A 17,788-nucleotide genomic window follows, 5' to 3' on the forward strand; every position below is an offset into this window, starting at 1 on the left:
TAATAATGATGTATCTAGGCCGCAGCCCCCATATTCCTTATCCTTTAAGTGTACTCGTGCTAACACTCTTTCTTGCTACCACGGGTATGCAAGCACAAGCATCAACCACAAAAGAGACCGATGAAATGGAGATCATCGTCGTTTCAGCAACACGTACTGCGCAGGATATTAAATCCTCCCCTTCCGCCATCAATGTGATCACGGAAGAAGATATCCAAGGAATGACACTCTTTACCATTGATGAAGCCTTAGGAAAAACTGCAGGTGTAATGGACCGACGTACTAAAGGATTTATGGAAACCACTCCATCGCTCACGATACGGGGATTGAGTAATGCGCGAGATACATTAGTGCTAGTCGATGGTGTTCCCCAAAATGATTCCCGCAATGGGCAAGTCAACTGGACGATGATTGATAGTGAAAATGTGCAGCAAATTGAAGTTGTACGAGGCCCCTTTTCTAGCCTTTATGGTGGTAATGCTATTGGCGGTGTCGTCAATATTTTTACCAAAGTCCCCGAAGAAAACAGTTTTTCAATGAAAATGGGGATAGGCGGTCCAGCTGATAGTATCGCTCCTGAAAATTTTAGCGATCAAGCCTTACAGGGTACCTTAAAAATACTGGATTCCGTTACATTAGGCGCAAACTACCGCAAGCGTGAAACCGATGGTTATCCAACAACCCATGTAAATGCGTCCGATGCTGTTATTGATAAACTTCCCGAAGGCGTTACAGGTTGGGTCCCCTACACAACTAACGTCGGTGGAAAAAGCAATCTTATTGGTGATATGGGAGATAACTGGTTCAATGATGAAACCTACGGCCTTCGATTAACTTACACCCCATCAGATGATACTCGTCTAAACCTTAGCTACGCTAACTCAGACTCAGTATATGGTTATGATCAGCCCCATAGCCTACTACGCACCACCGAAGTCACAGAATCAGGCAAGGTCGATAGCATTCCAACCTATAGCAATATCCCCATGACGACTTGGCTAAATGGTACGTTATTTGCTCGAGGGGGAAGTACAACGCAAACCAATACAGGGTTAAATTTGAGTACAAGCTGGGATCAAATCAATTTACACATCTCCGCTGGGCATATTAGTAAAGAGACTACGACAATTATTGCAGGACTCACCACCGCCAATGCTGGACATGCCCCCATAAATCCGGTCACCTTTGAGGGTGGCGATGGTCGGCTAGCACCTGCAACTGAAAGCACCAGAAAAAGCATTGATGTTCAGCTAGATATGCCCCTAAGTGATAACCATACGCTAGTGCTAGGAGTCGCTGCAAACGAAGGGGATGTCACTGAAGAGCGTTGGAGCTTAAGCAATTGGACAGATCCAACGTCCAAAGTATTTATGTCGGCGGACACCACAGCCAAAGACCAAATACGTTCTTTTTATGTCCAAGATGCTTGGCAACTGAATGATAAATTCACTGCCTATATCGGTGCCAGACAAGATTGGTGGAAAATGCGCGGTGGAGAATCTCACTCCTATACTCAAGCAGGTGGAACCGGCAGTATTACCTATGACAAGGTAACAGACTCCCCTATCAGTCCTAAAATATCAATGGTTTATAAACCCAGTACCAATACCAGTTACCGCGCCTCTCTAGGCAAAGCTTTTCGAGCGCCCAATTTGTACGAGTTTTTTGGTACTGCAAACCTAGGAGGAAATATCTATGTCGGTAACCCTGATTTAAAACCAGAGACTTTGGTGTCATGGGAGTTGGGGGTTGACCACAGCTTTCAAAATAATATCAATGCGATAGCGACGATTTACCGTTCCGAGATTGATGATCGAATAGCAACTCAAACGGTTGATGGTATTAGCATGCCTCAAAACGTCGCTGAGGCAAAAATTCAAGGAGTCGAGTTAGAACTCAAAGGCACATGGCACTACGGTTTAGGCTGGTCAGCCAACTACACTTATACGGACAGTGAAGTCACCCAAGACCCCAATCCGAATGTTGTCGGTAAAGCACTCCCCCATACCCCAAAAAATATGTACAACTTGAACCTGAATTGGCGCCAAGGCGATTGGTATATCACTGCAAACCATAGCTATCAAAGTAAGCGATTTACGAATGTAACCAATACGGATGTCGTGACTCACGTGCCAGGCTCAACAGACTCCTTTATGTTAACCGATGTAAAAACCACTTATTTTGTTTCCGACAACATCACAGCTTCATTAGGGATCAATAACTTATTCAATGAACAATACAACCAGTTTTATATCAGTCCGGGGCGTTTTTGGTTTGCAGAATTACGTCTAAGTTATTAGGCTTATCTTAATTTTCATACTGTTAGCAAAGGGTCAGGTGTGACCTTTTGCTAAATACAGCTCGCATAACACTAAAAGCAACATGCCGAGCTACTCCGGTTAGTGAGCTTCAGGAATAACCCGCTTTAGTAATGCTTCACAATGTAAAAAATTCGCCGCATTGTCAGCCGAGGGCTCATCGAGAAATGGCACACAACCGAGGAAAGGTGCAGTCATCATCTCTTTAAGACTCGTCAGATTCTCCTCAAACATACTCATGTTCGGATCGACACTATTCGCGACCCAACCTGCAATCTTAAGCCCATCGGCCAATATCGCCTCTTGAGTCAGCAATGCATGATTTAAGCAACCGAGTTTCATGCCAACCACGAGTATCACAGGCAGTTCTAATCTCTGTACGACTTCCGAAAGATACCTGCCATCACCTAAGGGTAAACGCCAGCCACCCGCGCCCTCAATCAAGCAAAAATCCGCTTGAGCAAATGCCACTAAATCTAAACTTTCAATAATAACTTCAGGCGCTAAACTCACACCCACTTGGGCGGCGGCAATGTGCGGTGCAATCGCAGGTTCGAAGGTAAATGGGTTAATGACGGGATATGCAAGTTTTAGTGACGATGACGTCATCAACTGTAACGCATCGGCATTACGCAATCCTTCAGAGGTTTGCGTGCAACCAGAGGCAATAGGCTTAACACCTAAAGTCAACATAGTATTAGCCGCAAGGATACTCACAGCGGAGTCAGCATGGGCGATATTACCTAAACGATTTACTGCGGTTAATAATGCCGACGAAACCAAGGTCTTACCGCTGTCGGTATCTGTTCCTGTTACAAAAAACATATTAGATCCTTTATTAAACTACCCCGTTATCCGATTCGGTTAACCTAATCGACGCGCACGAATTTGTGCAATTTGATAAGTCAGAGGTAAGCCTTGCGGTTGGCGCAACATTTCAGCATGTAAGATGAGATCCTGCCAATCTTTGCGGCCGCGAAGCTTAAGTATTTCACCATGTGGCAATGCGCTAACACGGTAAGATTGAACAGAAGCGCCAACCCCTTTAATGGAATAAAGCAGTGCTTTAAGTGTGTCAAAATGCACTGTCATTGGGACTAATGTAACCTTGGATAGTTGCCATTTCTCAGAATCAAAAGCACCGATTAACTCATCCATAGGAGAAAAAGCATTGACTCGTAGGCCTAATGCTGACAATTCATTAAGGCTACCATCGGCAACAATCGCCAAATGGCATTCACCACTTGGCCTTAGCACCCGCGCCATTTCGGCAACCACAGCCGAAAAATCCGCACACCATTGCAACGCAAGATTGGAATAAATGTTATCCATAGTACCCTCACCCAAAGGTAATTGCGCGGCATCAGCACAAATACTTTGGTAATGAGGATAAGTCTGTTTCAGTTTTTTCAGCATCCCCAAGGCAATATCTAGAGCAAAAACCTTCGGCTTAGAGATTGCCGCTTGTGGAAATTCAAACCGAGTTCCTGGTCCTGCGCCAATATCTAAAAGATTGCCAGTAGCAATAAAACCGTCCAGTAAACTCGCGGCACTCAGTCGCTGTAACTTGTTATGATCTTGATAGTGATGGGCGGCAGCGGAAAAACGCTCCGCAATCGACGGAACTTGGATATCCCCTGCATAGCTAAGCTCACTCGACTTGATTTGGTTCATAACAACTCACATTCTGTTTTTACAATCTGCATTCACTCACGATACTCATATTGGTACAGTCCAAAGTCAGCATGAATAATGGACTTTTGTCATAAACGACAAAGAAACGGCATAAAAGATAACATCGCTCAAACGAGATTACTCTGGACGTTCACGCTCGCTGACCGAAGGCAGATGAGCATTATCCAGCACCTGAGCGAGCACATTGACACAGTAGGCAATATCACTGGCACTATGGGATGCCGTTAACGTAATGCGAAGCCGCGCGGATCCAACAGGCACTGTGGGCGGACGAATCGCCCCAACCCAAATCCCTCTCTCCTTTAGCGCACTTGAAATCCTTAAAGTTTGCTGGGAATCGCCAATGATCACTGGCTGAATAGCGGTATCTGAACCGAGTAACGGCACTTTTGCCTCAAGACATAACTGTTTAAATAATTGAATATTTTCAAGAAGCTTTAGCCGCAGTTCAGGGTGTGCAACACAGTGCTCAGTTGCGGCCAATGCCAGCGCTGCATTTACGGGCGAAAGTGCCGTAGAATAAATGTATTCACGGGCATTACTCACCAAAAAGTCGATCAAGGCTTTGCTACCTAAAACCGCAGCACCCTGACAACCTAAAGCCTTACCAAAGGTTACCACTTGCACATCCATAAGTTCGGCAGCTTTGCCCGCATCAAACTCTGGCAGTACACCAAAACCATGGGCATCATCGACTATCAACCAAGTATGATGTTGACGGCAGAGGGTCGATAATGCGGCGAGCTGCGCACAGTCTCCATCCATACTAAATACACTTTCGGTGATAAGCGCCGATGCAGAGTTACGGCTAAGGAGCCGCTCGGCGCTCTCGAGGCAATTATGTAGGAAACGCTTAAGATCGGCGCCGCTATCGCATAAACCATCAATAATAGAGGCATGCACTAGCTTATCGGCAACGACTATATCCTGTTTATCAAACAGGGTTTTCATCAAGGCAGTATTTGCACTAAAACCTGAACTAAAGAGCAACGCCGCTTGGTGACCTGTCAGTTCACAGAGCCTTTGCTCAAGGGTAAAATGTGCCTTACTGTAACCTGTCACTAAGGGGGATGCGCCGCTGCCTACCCCATATTGAAGCGCCGCACTGTGCAGCGCTTCAATCAACGCGGGGTTACGGGATAAACCTAAATAATCGTTGCTGCTGAAATTAAGATAGCTCCCCCCCTCGAATAAAAATCGAGGACTTAAATCTCCTATGCTATCAGCGCATAAACTGTCAGTGCATAAGGCGTTGCGTTGTCTCAGCAGTCCTTGCTCAAACAAAGCCTGTTGACGAGCAGCTATTTTCGCATCGAGCTGAAAACTCATTTAATTACAGCGCCGCAGCATCATAGAACTGCGCTGTTGATTTATCTTGATGGGCAGCCGCTTTAGCCAGCACCGCCTGTTCATCATCAAGGGTTGCCACGGCGCCCTGCTCAGGACGCAAACCTAAACGACGGAATAACCCCATATCATCGCTTTCTTCTGGGTTAGGTGTGGTTAGCAATTTGCAACCATAGAAAATCGAATTGGCACCAGCAAAGAAACACATCGCCTGCAGTTCATCACTCATATTTTCGCGACCCGCCGATAAACGCACGCGAGAAAGTGGCATTAAGATACGCGCCACGGCGATAGTACGCACAAATTCGAGTGGGTCGAGATCGTCAAGCTTCTCAAACGGCGTCCCCGCCACTTTGACTAACATATTGATAGGCACTGAATCAGGATGTTGCGGTAAATTAGCCAGTTGTTGCAGTAAACCTGCGCGATCAGTTGCCGTTTCACCCATACCGACAATTCCACCTGAGCACACTTTCATCCCAGATGCGCGTACATGAGTTAATGTATCTAAACGATTTTGATAGGTACGCGTCGTGATCACATCACCGTAATATTCAGGCGAAGTGTCTAAATTGTGGTTGTAATAATCTAGTCCAGCATCTGCTAACTCATTCGCTTGTTCAGCGGATAACATACCAAGCGTCATGCAGGTTTCCATACCTAAGGCTTTGACCTCTTGTACCATTTGCTTAAGGTATGGCATGTCTTTTTCTTTGGGGTTACGCCAAGCTGCACCCATGCAGAAACGGGAAGCTCCCGCGGCTTTCGCACTGCGTGCCTCGGTCAACACGGTTTCCATCGCCAGCAAACGCTCTTTCTCTAGACCTGTATCATAGCGAGCACTCTGCGGGCAATATTTACAATCCTCAGGACAAGCCCCCGTTTTAATTGATAGCAAACGGCTGATCTGCACTTCATTAGGATCGTACACCTCACGGTGAATACTGTGGGCTTTAAATAATAAGTCATTCATCGGTAGCGCAAATAAGGCTTCGATCTCTTCCCGCTTCCAATCATGGCGAACTTGCAACTGCGACATTACACACCTTTTATTATTCTGTCTTTTATCTTGGCTAGGATAACCTCAGCCCTTAAACTGTCAACGCCAACCAGTAAGGCAAGTTTACTACTGATTACTTTACAACCAAAAATGTGAGCTATTATGCGTAATTTACTCGATTTTGACTTTGACAGTGCCCATATTTGGCACCCTTACACCTCCATGACCCACTCTCTTCCGGTTTTTGGCGTGCACAGTGCAAAGGGCTGTGAGTTAGAGTTAATCGATGGTCGTAAACTGATTGACGGCACAAGTTCATGGTGGGCATGCGTCCATGGTTATGCCCATCCCGACATATTGAGTGCGATGGAAAAGCAACTACATCAACTAAGCCATGTGATGTTTGGCGGCATTACCCACGAGCCCGCTATCGCACTGTGTAAAAAGCTCATTGCCATGACCTGTGAGCCGCTAACAAAAGTCTTTTTATGCGACTCTGGCTCCATCGCCGTCGAAGTCGCCATCAAGATGGCTTTGCAATATTGGCAAGGCCAAGAACAACCTCAGAAGCAACGCATTCTGACTGTTAAAAAGGGCTACCACGGCGACACCTTTGCTGCTATGAGTGTCTGCGATCCCGAGGGTGGTATGCACACCATGTTTGGGGATGCTGTGACTAAACAATGCTTTGTCGATGCGCCACAAACCGCTTTTGGCGAAGCATTACAAGCGGATGATTTAACCGCAATGCGTAACACCTTAAGTACGCACCATAATGATATTGCTGCAGTGATTATCGAGCCTATCATGCAAGGCGCGGGCGGTATGCGCTTTTACAGTGCGGAGTATTTAATAGGACTTCGTGCCCTGTGTGATGAATTCAACATCCTATTGATCTTGGATGAAATCGCCACTGGCTTTGGCCGCACGGGTAAACTATTTGCCTATGAACACGCCCAAATCACCCCAGATATCTTATGTTTAGGTAAAGCGCTGACCGGTGGTTATATCAGCTTAGCGGCAACCCTATGTACTGATGAAGTGGCTCAGGGGATAAGCCAATCCCCCGCAGGCGTATTTATGCATGGCCCCACCTTTATGGCTAATCCTCTTGCCTGTGCAGCAGCTTGTGCAAGTCTTGATGTCATTAATCGGAATGAATGGCAGATCCAAGTAGCAGCCATTGAACAGCAAATGCGTACAGAGCTTAAAGATGCAATTGAAATTCCAAGTGTGAAGGCGGTGCGAGTACTCGGTGCCGTGGGAGTACTGGAAATGCATGAGCCAGTCAATACAGCCGCACTGCAACAACAATTTGTCGATTTAGGGGTATGGGTTCGCCCTTTCTCACACCTGATTTATATTATGCCGCCTTATATCATTAATACGACACAATTAAGCCAACTCACTCAAGCAATGAAGCGAGTTGCAGCAACAATTACGCCAGCAAACCCAACTCAAGCTCGCTCAAACAACACTAAGCAATTGATCAGCCATGGCTAGTCTCTAAATAACGATCACTTATTGGCGATGAGCAATGTTGCAATTGCAACCTTGCTCACAATTGTGACGAATAGACTGGTGTTTACGCTGTTTATTTTGCGGGTTAACTGGAAAATTTAGTAAATATGGCAATGCTTATATCGCTCAGTTTAGTTGCCCTTTTTCTAACATTCCCTGTAACTACAAAAGCTGAGGAATAGCTTAAGCCGCGATACAAAGACAAGGAGATCACATGTTAAAACTCGCGAACATCAGCGTTAATCGAAAACTCGCCCTCCCATTATTTGCAGCACTTACGGGCACCTTAATCTTACTGTTTCTTTCAGCTAACGCCCTTAAAAACAATCTGATGACAGAGAGGGAGGCGCGGCTTAATGCCGTCTTAACATTGGCAATGAGCCGTATTCAAGCACTAGCGCAATCACTCCCGATGGAGCAAGCTCAGCAAGCAGCGAAGGAGATGCTGAATGATATGCGCTTTGATGGAGACAACTATATTTTTGTCATTGATGAATCACGACGTGTTGTCGTCCATCCCATCAGAAAAGAGCTGGTTGGACAGCAAATGGGAGATTCGGGCAAGGAAAATTACTGGTTTAAGATGGTCGATCTCGGCCGAAATGGACAACATGGCGTCTTACAATACCAATGGATGACAGCATCTGGGGATGCAGCACAAAAAATGTCACTCGTTATAGGCTTTAAGCCTTGGGGTTGGATTTTAGGGTCAGGAATGTTACTCCAAGATATCGAAGACACTATTTGGCGAGAATATATCATCATGGGAAGTACCACCTTTGTACTTATCCTCTTTATGGCTTGGCTAGGTTATGTGATTAGCCATTCCATTATTCGCTCAGTTGATGATATCAACGAGGCAATGCACGGTATTGCCCAAGGGGATTTAACCATAGAACTCAAAATTTATGGGACGGATGAACTAAGCCAGCTTGCCCAGAACATAAACAAAAGTATGGCAGCGATCCGCAGTGCGCTGAGTGAAGCAAAGGAGCGGATAATGTGGCACAGGCTTCAGCGAGAATAGCCTCAACAGCAGAAGAAACGAACCAAGCGGTTAATAATCAACGGGATCAGCTCGCCCAATTAGCCACTGCAATGAATGAAATGAGCGCGACCATTGCAGATGTTGCTAACAATGCTGAAAACACGGCAAAAGATACCAAAGAAGCAACATGGGAAGCGGGGCTAGGTAACCAAGATGTCCATGCGAGTGTTGATGGTATTCATGCCCTTGCAAAAGAGGTTGAACAGGCAACCTCCCAAGTCAATCAATTAAAAGAAGAGGTGATGCAAATAAGTGAAGTCACCTCTGTGATCAGCGCCATTTCAGAGCAAACCAATTTACTCGCATTAAATGCCGCCATTGAAGCGGCCCGCGCGGGGGAGCAAGGCCGTGGATTTGCTGTCGTTGCAGATGAAGTCAGGCAACTTGCTAGTCGAACGAGGCAATCCACTGAAGAAATTCAAACCACAATTTCACGATTACAGCAGCGGGCCGTCAATGCTGCCAACGCCATGGATGAAAGTCGAGAACTTGCAGAAAAAAGCGTTGAGCAATCGACAAAAGCTGGGAATGATTTATCCTTAATTGTCAACCATATCAAACATGTGAGTGATATGGCCACCCAAATAGCCACCGCTGCCGAAGAACAAAGTGTGGTCGCAGAGGATATGAATCGAAATGTATGTGGTATCAATAATTCCGCATTGGAGGTGTCTGAGTCGGCCACTTATCTTGCGCAAGAAAGTGAGACGTTAGCGGAACTCTCACTGAATTTAAACAGCAAATTAGCAATATTTAAGATTTAACGGTATAAGCAAAAAGCACTGATATTTCAGTGCTTTTTGCTTGTTACTCAGATTGTCAGACTGATTTTACGAGGCTTGAAATCAAGGCTCGCAGTGCTGCTGGCTTAATCATTTTCGCCATATAGTGATAACCACGGCGCTGCACATCCTCAACCAATTCTTTACGGGTATTCGCAGTGATCAAAATACCGGGTAAATCTTGCCCATACAAGGCACGAATACCGTCCATCGCATCGACCCCATTTTGTCCATCATCCAAATGAAAATCCGCTAAGACGATATCTGGTGCTACGCCTTTCAAACCCAGCTTAATTCGGGCTTCTGATAAATTCTTGGCACAGATCACTTCGCACTGCCAACGACTTAATAAACTTTCTAATCCCGCCAAAATCGCCTCCTCATTATCGATGCACAACACCTTAATGCCGGATAAGGGCTGTAATAATGAGGGTAAAGCTTTGATCTGTGGTTGGCGCACGGTTTCACCTAAAGGGACGCGAATCGAAAACACTGAGCCACGGCCGAGTTGTGATGACACATAAATACTGTGCTCTAGCACTTTACTTATCCTATCTGCAATCGCTAATCCTAAACCCAAACCACTCACACTATTACTTTTAGGATTATTTAATCGTTTAAACTCCTTAAAAATCTCTTGGGTTTCACGTTCATCAATGCCACAACCCGTATCTAATACTTGAATTTCAAGTTCGCGCCCCCGATGACGACAACCAAAAAGTACCCGCCCACCACGGGCATAGCGATAGGCATTGGTTAAAAAGTTTTGCAGCACTCGCCTAAGGAGTGACGGATCGGAGTTTACTGTGGCGCTGCAAGGCATCATCTTAAAGCGAATTTGACTATCCCCCGCCATCGCTTCAAATTCGACGGATAATCCATTAAGCAGCTCTGATATTGCAAAATCACGCCGATTTACCTCCACCATCCCCGAATCCAGCTTAGAGATGTCGAGTAAATCGGTTAGGAGTTCACCCGCAATTTTCAGCGAACTATTCACATGGGATAAGGTCGTGCGCGCCTCTCGGTCTAAGTTGGGATATTGGGATAGCGATGCGGTAAATAACCGCGCCGCATTTAAGGGTTGCATCAAATCGTGGCCTACCGCGGCAAGAAAACGACTCTTAGACGCATTCGCCATTTCCTCTTGGGCTTTAGCCTCTAACAGTTCGCTATTTAACATCGCAAGTTCAAAGGTACGTTCCTTAACTCTGCTTTCAAGGGTTTCATTGGCTTCGAGTAAAGCACGTTCCTGCTCACGGTATTGGGTAATATCGGTAAAAGTCATAACAAACCCACCATCTGGCATAGGGTTCCCTTGAATTTTAATAACTTTCCCGTCTTTACGATATCGCTCTGAAGTATGCGGCGTACCATTACGCATATGCTGTACCCGCTTTTCAACCTGTAATTCGATATCCCCTTGCCCGCAATACCCCCGCGCAGCGTTAAAGCGGATCACTTCGCTGATAGGCATTCCCTGCTGCAAAAAACCTTCTGGATATTGATAAAGCTCTACATATTTATAATTCCACGCCACGAGGTTCAGATCGCTATCAATAACACTCATCCCCTCATAGGCATGCTCAATCGCGCCGCGTAGCATATCTTGGCTAAGCATGATTTTTGATGATGCTTCATCGACAAGGCTAAATACTTCATCCAAAGCAAGATCGCGCCCTTGCAGCACAGAATCCATTACCAAAGACGCACTTGAGGCACCAAGGACGCTGGCAAGTAAACGCTCAGTATGAGAAATCAGCGCAGGAGGAGCCGCTTTATGCCAACTATCACTTTTAACCGCATCAGTTGAGAAACGGCTAAAACTCTCATAGGCACGGGTTGGGCTGACAAAGCGACTCGCAAGGATTAATAAATCCTGTTGTGAAATTGGCCCATTCTTTTTATTAGCATTATTTTTGAGTTTACCGGGGCTCACAAAAGCACTGGCCTGAATACGCTCAGCCACCCCTGCCCTAAACCAAATAGAACCCAGTATATAACACGCAATATTGACAAATAACGCCGTTAAGGCATCACGCACATTAGGCTGAATCGCACTGGTCAGTTCAAAATGGGTTGAAATCGGTGCGCCAGAGCTTTGAGTATCTGCCATACCTTGGAGCATCAGATAAAACCATAGGACAAAACCTACGCCTAATCCTAAAAACACACCTGCACGGTTACCATGCTTCCAATAAAGCCCGCCCACAAGTGCAGGGGCTAGCTGGGCAAAAGCACCAAAGGACAACATACCTAAGTGAGATAAAGAGTCACTGTCCGCTAGAGCGAGGTAACTGCAGTAGCCCAAACCAAGGATAATGACGATAGCTAACCGGCGAACATTAAGGAGCATTTGGGAGAATTGGCTAAAATTTTTCTCGCGAATATGCCCAGCGCGTAACATTACCGGCACTAACCATTCATTACTGACCATAACACTGATGGTCACAACGGCCACAATGACCATTCCCGTCGCCGCCGATAAAGTCCCTAGCAAAGCGATAACGGCCAGCAGAGGTTGATCTAATGCGAGTGGCAAATTGATCACATAGGTATCGGCGGCAACTGAATCCCCCAAGATCAATTGACCAGCAAGGGCGAGTGGTCCAACAAATAAGCCAAATAATGCTAAATACAAAGGAAATAACCACCGCCCTTTTGATAAAACGGACTCATCAGCACATTCAACAACCATGACATGGAACTGCCTTGGCATACACAGGAAGGCTGCCATGCCCACTAATAGCTCAGGCATTAAGGCTTCAATACGCGGATTGGGGTTATTGATCAATGATTTGGCACTTGCCTGCTGCCAGATATCACCAAAACCATCGAACACCCCAAAGCTAATGACAATCCCAACTAACAGAAAAGCCGCAAGTTTAACCAAAGACTCAAAGGCAATCGCGAGCATCATGCCGGGATTATGCTCAGTTGCATCTAGTTTTCGGGTACCAAATAAAATGGCAAAAATGGCGAGTAATGCGGTGATCAATAACGAAATGGTGACCCCATCAAGGGGATCGTCTGCGGGTTGAAATAAATTCAGGCTAAACACCATCGCCTTAAGTTGTAAAGCGATGTAAGGCATGATGCCAAACAACGCAATCAAAGTGACGAGAGCGGCAAGGGTTTGGGATTTTCCATAACGTGCGGCAATAAAGTCAGCAACAGAGGTAATATTTTGTGCTTTAGACACAAGTACCATTTTGCGCAACATGCCAAACCCCAGAGTAAAGATCAGGATCGGGCCGATAAAAATGGGTAAAAAAGACCAAAGATCCTTAGCTGATTGCCCTACAGTCCCTAAAAAACTCCATGAGGAGCAATAAACGGCAAGACTAAGGCCATAAATCACAACCTGTAACTTTTTTGTCACCCCACCAAACCAACGCTCGGCTCCCCAAGCCAACAGGAATAAAAGTGATACATAACAAACAGCAATGACGGAAACGACTAAGGTTAAATTCATATTTTGCTCTTTTTTCCCATTATAATGCGATAAATAATGGATGAAATCTAGCCAGATTTTAGAGTGCAACAGACTAAATATAAAGGAAATTTTAACACTAGACCAAGGTCTAATGGAGTTGCCGCCCCCTTGCATACCATACTCAGTCCACGCAATTTTTTTAAAGGGAAGCCCTATGAGCTCGCAGTCTCTCTACAAAGTCTCCGGCAATATCGCTGCCAATGCACTTGTAAATAACGAACAATATAAAACAATGTACCAAGAGTCGATTGTCAACCCAGAGGGTTTCTGGAGAGAGCACGGCAAACGCATTGACTGGATAAAACCCTATACAAAGATCAAAAAAACCTCTTTTGACGATCATAATTTGTCAATTAACTGGTTTTACGATGGCACCCTAAACGCATCAGCTAACTGCCTTGACCGCCACCTTAGCGAACACAGTGATCGTGTTGCCATTATATGGGAAGGTGATAACGCCAATGAACAGCGTAAAATTACCTATGGCGAGCTGTACACTCAAGTGTGTAAGTTTGCTAATGCGCTTCGCAGTCAAGGCGTGCGCCGTGGTGACATAGTCACCATTTACATGCCAATGGTGCCAGAAGCCGCCGTTGCTATGCTTGCTTGCGCACGCATTGGCGCGGTTCATTCAGTCGTATTTGGTGGCTTCTCACCTGACTCTATCGCCTCCCGTGTGATCGATGGCAAATCAAAAGTGGTGATCACCTCTGATGAGGGGATGCGCGGTGGCCGAGCCATTCCACTAAAGCGTAATATCGATGACGCGCTCAATCATCCCGATGTCACTAGCGTAGAAAAAGTCATCGTCCTTAAACGTACAGGTGGCAAAATCGACTGGGTTGAAGGCCGTGATGTTTGGTGGCACAGCTTACTTGAAACCGCATCGGAGCACTGCCAGCCAGAAGAAATGGGCGCCGAAGACCCACTGTTTTTACTCTATACCTCAGGCTCTACCGGTAATCCTAAAGGTGTTTTACATACCACTGGTGGTTACATGGTCTATGCGTCGATGACCCATGAATATGTCTTTGATTATAAAGCCGGAGAAGTGTACTGGTGTACGGCTGATGTAGGTTGGATCACGGGCCACTCATATATGGTTTACGGTCCACTCGCCAATGGTGCCACTGTACTTATCCACGAAGGCGTGCCCAATCATCCAAGCCCCGCTCGACTTGGTGAGATGATTGACCGTCATAAGGTCAATATCCTTTACACCGCACCGACGTTGATCCGTGCATTAATGGCCGAAGGCAAACAGCATTTTGATCAATTCGATGGAAGTACACTGCGGATCATGGGCTCAGTTGGCGAACCTATCAATCCAGAAGCATGGCGTTGGTATCACGAAGTCATTGGTCACGAGCATTGTCCGATTGTCGATACTTGGTGGCAAACCGAGACTGGCGGTATTTTAATAACGCCACTGCCGGGTGCGACGGACACAAAACCGGGATCAGCCACCCGTCCATTCTTTGGCGTACAACCCGCCTTAGTCGACAATATGGGTAACATTTTAGAGGGTGAGAATGAAGGTAACTTAGTCTTACTCGATTCTTGGCCAGGCCAAATGCGGACTGTGTATGGCGACCACGAACGATTCGTGCTGACCTACTTTAAAACCTTCCGCGGCATGTATTTTACCGGTGATGGTGCCCGTCGCGATGAAGACGGTTACTACTGGATCACGGGGCGTGTCGATGACGTCATTAACGTCTCTGGACACCGTTTAGGTACCGCTGAAGTGGAAAGTGCATTGGTATCCCATGAACTGGTTGCTGAAGCCGCTGTTGTGGGCTATCCACACGATATTAAAGGCCAAGGTATCTATGCCTACGTCACGCTAACCCGTGGCACAGAAGAAAGTGAAGAGCTACGCCAGGAACTGCGCCAATGGGTGCGTAAAGAGATTGGTGCATTAGCAACTCCAGACCTCATCCAATGGGCAAGTGGATTACCTAAAACCCGTTCAGGCAAAATTATGCGCCGCTTCCTACGTAAGATTGCTGCTAACGAAGTCACCAATTTAGGTGATGCATCAACCTTAGCCGATCCAGCGGTTATCGAAACCTTGATTGAAACCCGTTTAAATCGTACAGAATAAACCAATGTACGCGCGCTTAATCTAGTTTGGTGTGGATTAAGCGCATCCATCTAAGTTGTCACTTTCAGTAAGATGAAACCCTGTTGAGAAAGAGCCCGATTGCCCCTTTCTCTTGCTTGCCCCTCCAACCAAGGGGCATTTTTTTTGATGACTGTGCTAAACTTGTCGCCTCATTTTGGTCGATATAGATCTTTTATCAGCGTGCCAGTTAACCTCCGAGACTATCAACAGCAAGCAGTCGATGCTGCCATACAACATTTTAAGCAAAGCACCGCTTCAGCCGTACTCGTCTTGCCTACTGGTGCAGGCAAAAGTATCGTCATCGCTGAACTGGCACGTATTGCTAAAGGTCGAGTGCTAGTACTTACTCATGTGAAAGAATTGGTTGCACAAAATGCAGAGAAAGTCGGTTTACTGACAACCGAAGCCAGTATTTATGCGGCGGGACTCAATCAAAAAGCCACCGACGGAAAAACCGTCGTTGCCAGTATTCAATCAGCAGCGCGGGGATTATCGCAGTTCGATCAGCCATTCTCGTTAGTCATTATTGATGAATGCCACAGAGTCAGCCTAGAAAAAACCAGCCAATATCAGCAAGTACTCAAGCATTTACGCACGAAAAATCCCCAATTAAGATTGCTCGGTCTCACCGCCACACCCTATCGCCTTGGCACTGGCTGGATTTATCAGCAACACTATCACGGCAAAGTGGGGTCTCCCGAACATGCCGTGTTTGAACATTGTGTGTTCGAGCTGCCCATCAGGCCACTCATTAAACAAGGTTACCTCACAGCGCCTACGCTATTCGACGGCCTCAGTGCCCAGTACGATTTCAGCCAACTTAAAGCCAATGAGAATGGCGAATATGCCGAAGCCGAGGTTAATGATTTGCTGGGGCATTACGGCCGCGCGACCACAGCGATTGTGAAACAACTCATTGAACTGAGCCAACATAGAAAAGGCATTATCATTTTTGCGGCAACGGTGCGCCACGCCAATGAGATTTTTAATTTACTCAACCAGACTCACGCAGCACAGAGCGCCATGATCACAGCACAAACGCACGACGATGAACGTGACGCGACGATTGAACGCTTTAAAGCCCAAGAGCTTAAGTTTTTAGTCAACGTAGCAGTGCTAACGACAGGCTTCGACGCGCCCCATGTGGATTTAATTGCGATTTTGCGCCCAACCGCCTCAGTCAGTCTTTTTCAACAAATGATCGGCCGTGGATTGCGAATCGCTGAAGGCAAAAAAGATTGTCTTATCATCGACTATGCTGCCAATGGTTATGACTTGTATTTCCCCGAGGTCGGCCAAGCGAAACCCAACAGTAAATCGGTACCCGTGCAAGTGCATTGCCCTGTGTGCGATTTTGCCAATATATTCTGGGGACTCACGGACGACGATGGCGACATTATCGAACACTTTGGTCGCCGCTGTCAGGGTATCGTCGAACCGCAAGGTAAAAAGCAGCAGTGCGACTTTCGCTTTAGATCTAAATCTTGCCCCGATTGCGGAGAAGAGAATGATATCGCGGCGCGCATTTGCCAGCACTGCCAATCGACCCTCATCGATCCCGATAAACGCCTACGCCAAGTGCTCAGCCAGCAGCACCATCATTTATTCCGCTGCCAACATATGACGCTCATCGACGATGACGGCAATCTGAAAGTGCAGTACCTCGATATCGACGGTAATGAATTCAATCGCCGCTTTAAATTGCAAACGCCGGCCCAGTGGCGAGCCCTATATGCCTTATTCATCTTTCCCCATAACCGTACACCAGGATTAAAACCAAAAAAGTACACTAAGGTGACAGAGTTAATCAACGACGCGGATAAATTCCGCATGCCCGATCTCTTGCTGCTGAAGAAACATAAAAAAGGCTGGGATCTGCTCGAAAGCTATTTTGATTATCAAGGTCGCTATCAAACTGAAAATAAACGCGGCTGACATTATCAATTCACTTAGGCCTATGGTATAAAACGACTAAAGTAATCCTAAGGAGCTAATATGTTCGTTGTTATTTTTGGCCGTCCAGGCTGTCCTTATTGCGTTCGTGCGGTGCAATTATCTGAGCAACTCGTTGAAAAGCGTGATGACTTCAAGTTCAGATATGTCGATATTCATGCAGAAGGCATCTCTAAAGCAGATTTAGAAAAAACTGTTGGTAAGCCAGTTGAAACCGTACCGCAGATTTTCGTTGATGAGAAACATGTTGGTGGCTGTACAGATTTTGAACAATACGTTCGTGATAATAATCTACTAGGTTAAGCTCACACAAAAATTAACAGTTAATACGGAACAAAAGGAGACCTAATGTCTCCTTTTTCGTTTAGAAAACAAAGAGAAAACATGAGGATAATAAAAAATACCATTCTGTATAAAGGATAAAAACTGACGGGCTAGCGGAACAATTTATTGCGCAGCTGGAGACCCCGCTTAACGGCGGGCGACCGCCATGGATGGTG

12 protein-coding genes are annotated in these 17,788 nt (G+C 46.1%); 7 read left to right on the forward strand and 5 right to left on the reverse strand.

All coding sequences use genetic code 11. The features are described from left to right. Nucleotides 1–5: 5 nt before the first annotated feature. Nucleotides 6–2,300 carry a TonB-dependent receptor gene (locus tag MZ182_RS11745; protein ID WP_248066187.1) on the forward strand — a complete coding sequence of 765 codons (2,295 nt, stop codon included), beginning with the start codon at nt 6–8 and terminating at the stop codon, nt 2,298–2,300. Nucleotides 2,301–2,399: 99 nt separating this feature from the next. On the opposite strand, the gene bioD is transcribed toward MZ182_RS11745, so the two are convergent. From bioD to bioB, 4 genes are all read right to left on the reverse strand, one after another. After that, on the reverse strand, nt 2,400–3,143 hold the full coding sequence (bioD, locus tag MZ182_RS11750; RefSeq protein ID WP_011919477.1) for a dethiobiotin synthase: 744 nt from the start codon (nt 3,141–3,143) through the stop codon (nt 2,400–2,402). A gap of 39 nt (nt 3,144–3,182) precedes the next feature. Further along, nucleotides 3,183–3,992 (reverse strand): malonyl-ACP O-methyltransferase BioC, encoded by an 810-nt coding sequence (bioC, locus tag MZ182_RS11755; RefSeq protein ID WP_014610768.1) that lies wholly within the window; start codon nt 3,990–3,992, stop codon nt 3,183–3,185. 138 nt (nt 3,993–4,130) lie between these two features. Further along, a complete protein-coding gene (locus tag MZ182_RS11760) occupies nt 4,131–5,342 on the reverse strand; it encodes an aminotransferase class I/II-fold pyridoxal phosphate-dependent enzyme (protein WP_248066189.1) in 1,212 nt (403 codons plus the stop codon). Nucleotides 5,343–5,346: 4 nt separating this feature from the next. Beyond that, nucleotides 5,347–6,399, reverse strand: coding sequence for a biotin synthase BioB (bioB, locus tag MZ182_RS11765; RefSeq protein WP_248066192.1), 1,053 nt, complete (start codon nt 6,397–6,399; stop codon nt 5,347–5,349). A 123-nt stretch (nt 6,400–6,522) separates the two neighbouring features. Here bioB and bioA point away from each other — a divergent pair, with 123 nt between their 5' ends. The 3 genes from bioA (at nt 6,523) to MZ182_RS11780 (ending at nt 9,693) form a co-directional block, all read left to right on the forward strand. Continuing rightward, nucleotides 6,523–7,863, forward strand: a complete 1,341-nt coding sequence (gene bioA, locus MZ182_RS11770) for an adenosylmethionine--8-amino-7-oxononanoate transaminase (protein WP_248066195.1) — start codon at nt 6,523–6,525, stop codon at nt 7,861–7,863. 232 nt (nt 7,864–8,095) lie between these two features. Continuing rightward, nucleotides 8,096–8,908 carry a cache domain-containing protein gene (locus MZ182_RS11775; RefSeq protein ID WP_248066198.1) on the forward strand — a complete coding sequence of 271 codons (813 nt, stop codon included), beginning with the start codon at nt 8,096–8,098 and terminating at the stop codon, nt 8,906–8,908. Further along, a complete protein-coding gene (locus tag MZ182_RS11780; protein WP_248066201.1) occupies nt 8,884–9,693 on the forward strand; it encodes a methyl-accepting chemotaxis protein in 810 nt (269 codons plus the stop codon). Before MZ182_RS11775 ends, MZ182_RS11780 begins: the two co-directional genes overlap by 25 nt. 55 nt (nt 9,694–9,748) lie before the next feature. Here the strand turns inward: MZ182_RS11780 and MZ182_RS11785 are convergent, their stop codons facing one another. Further along, nucleotides 9,749–13,186 (reverse strand): NahK/ErcS family hybrid sensor histidine kinase/response regulator, encoded by a 3,438-nt coding sequence (locus MZ182_RS11785; RefSeq protein ID WP_011788995.1) that lies wholly within the window; start codon nt 13,184–13,186, stop codon nt 9,749–9,751. 175 nt (nt 13,187–13,361) lie between these two features. Here MZ182_RS11785 and acs point away from each other — a divergent pair, with 175 nt between their 5' ends. From acs to MZ182_RS11800, 3 genes are all read left to right on the forward strand, one after another. Continuing rightward, a complete protein-coding gene (gene acs, locus MZ182_RS11790; protein WP_248066203.1) occupies nt 13,362–15,314 on the forward strand; it encodes an acetate--CoA ligase in 1,953 nt (650 codons plus the stop codon). A gap of 147 nt (nt 15,315–15,461) precedes the next feature. Next, nucleotides 15,462–17,270 carry a DEAD/DEAH box helicase gene (locus MZ182_RS11795; protein ID WP_262917249.1) on the forward strand — a complete coding sequence of 603 codons (1,809 nt, stop codon included), beginning with the start codon at nt 15,462–15,464 and terminating at the stop codon, nt 17,268–17,270. A 60-nt stretch (nt 17,271–17,330) separates the two neighbouring features. Beyond that, a complete protein-coding gene (locus MZ182_RS11800) occupies nt 17,331–17,591 on the forward strand; it encodes a GrxA family glutaredoxin (RefSeq protein WP_007648921.1) in 261 nt (86 codons plus the stop codon). The last annotated feature ends 197 nt before the right edge of the window (nt 17,592–17,788 follow it).

It is taken from the genome of Shewanella sp. JNE2 (assembly GCF_023159115.1).
Lineage (GTDB): Bacteria > Pseudomonadota > Gammaproteobacteria > Enterobacterales > Shewanellaceae > Shewanella > Shewanella putrefaciens.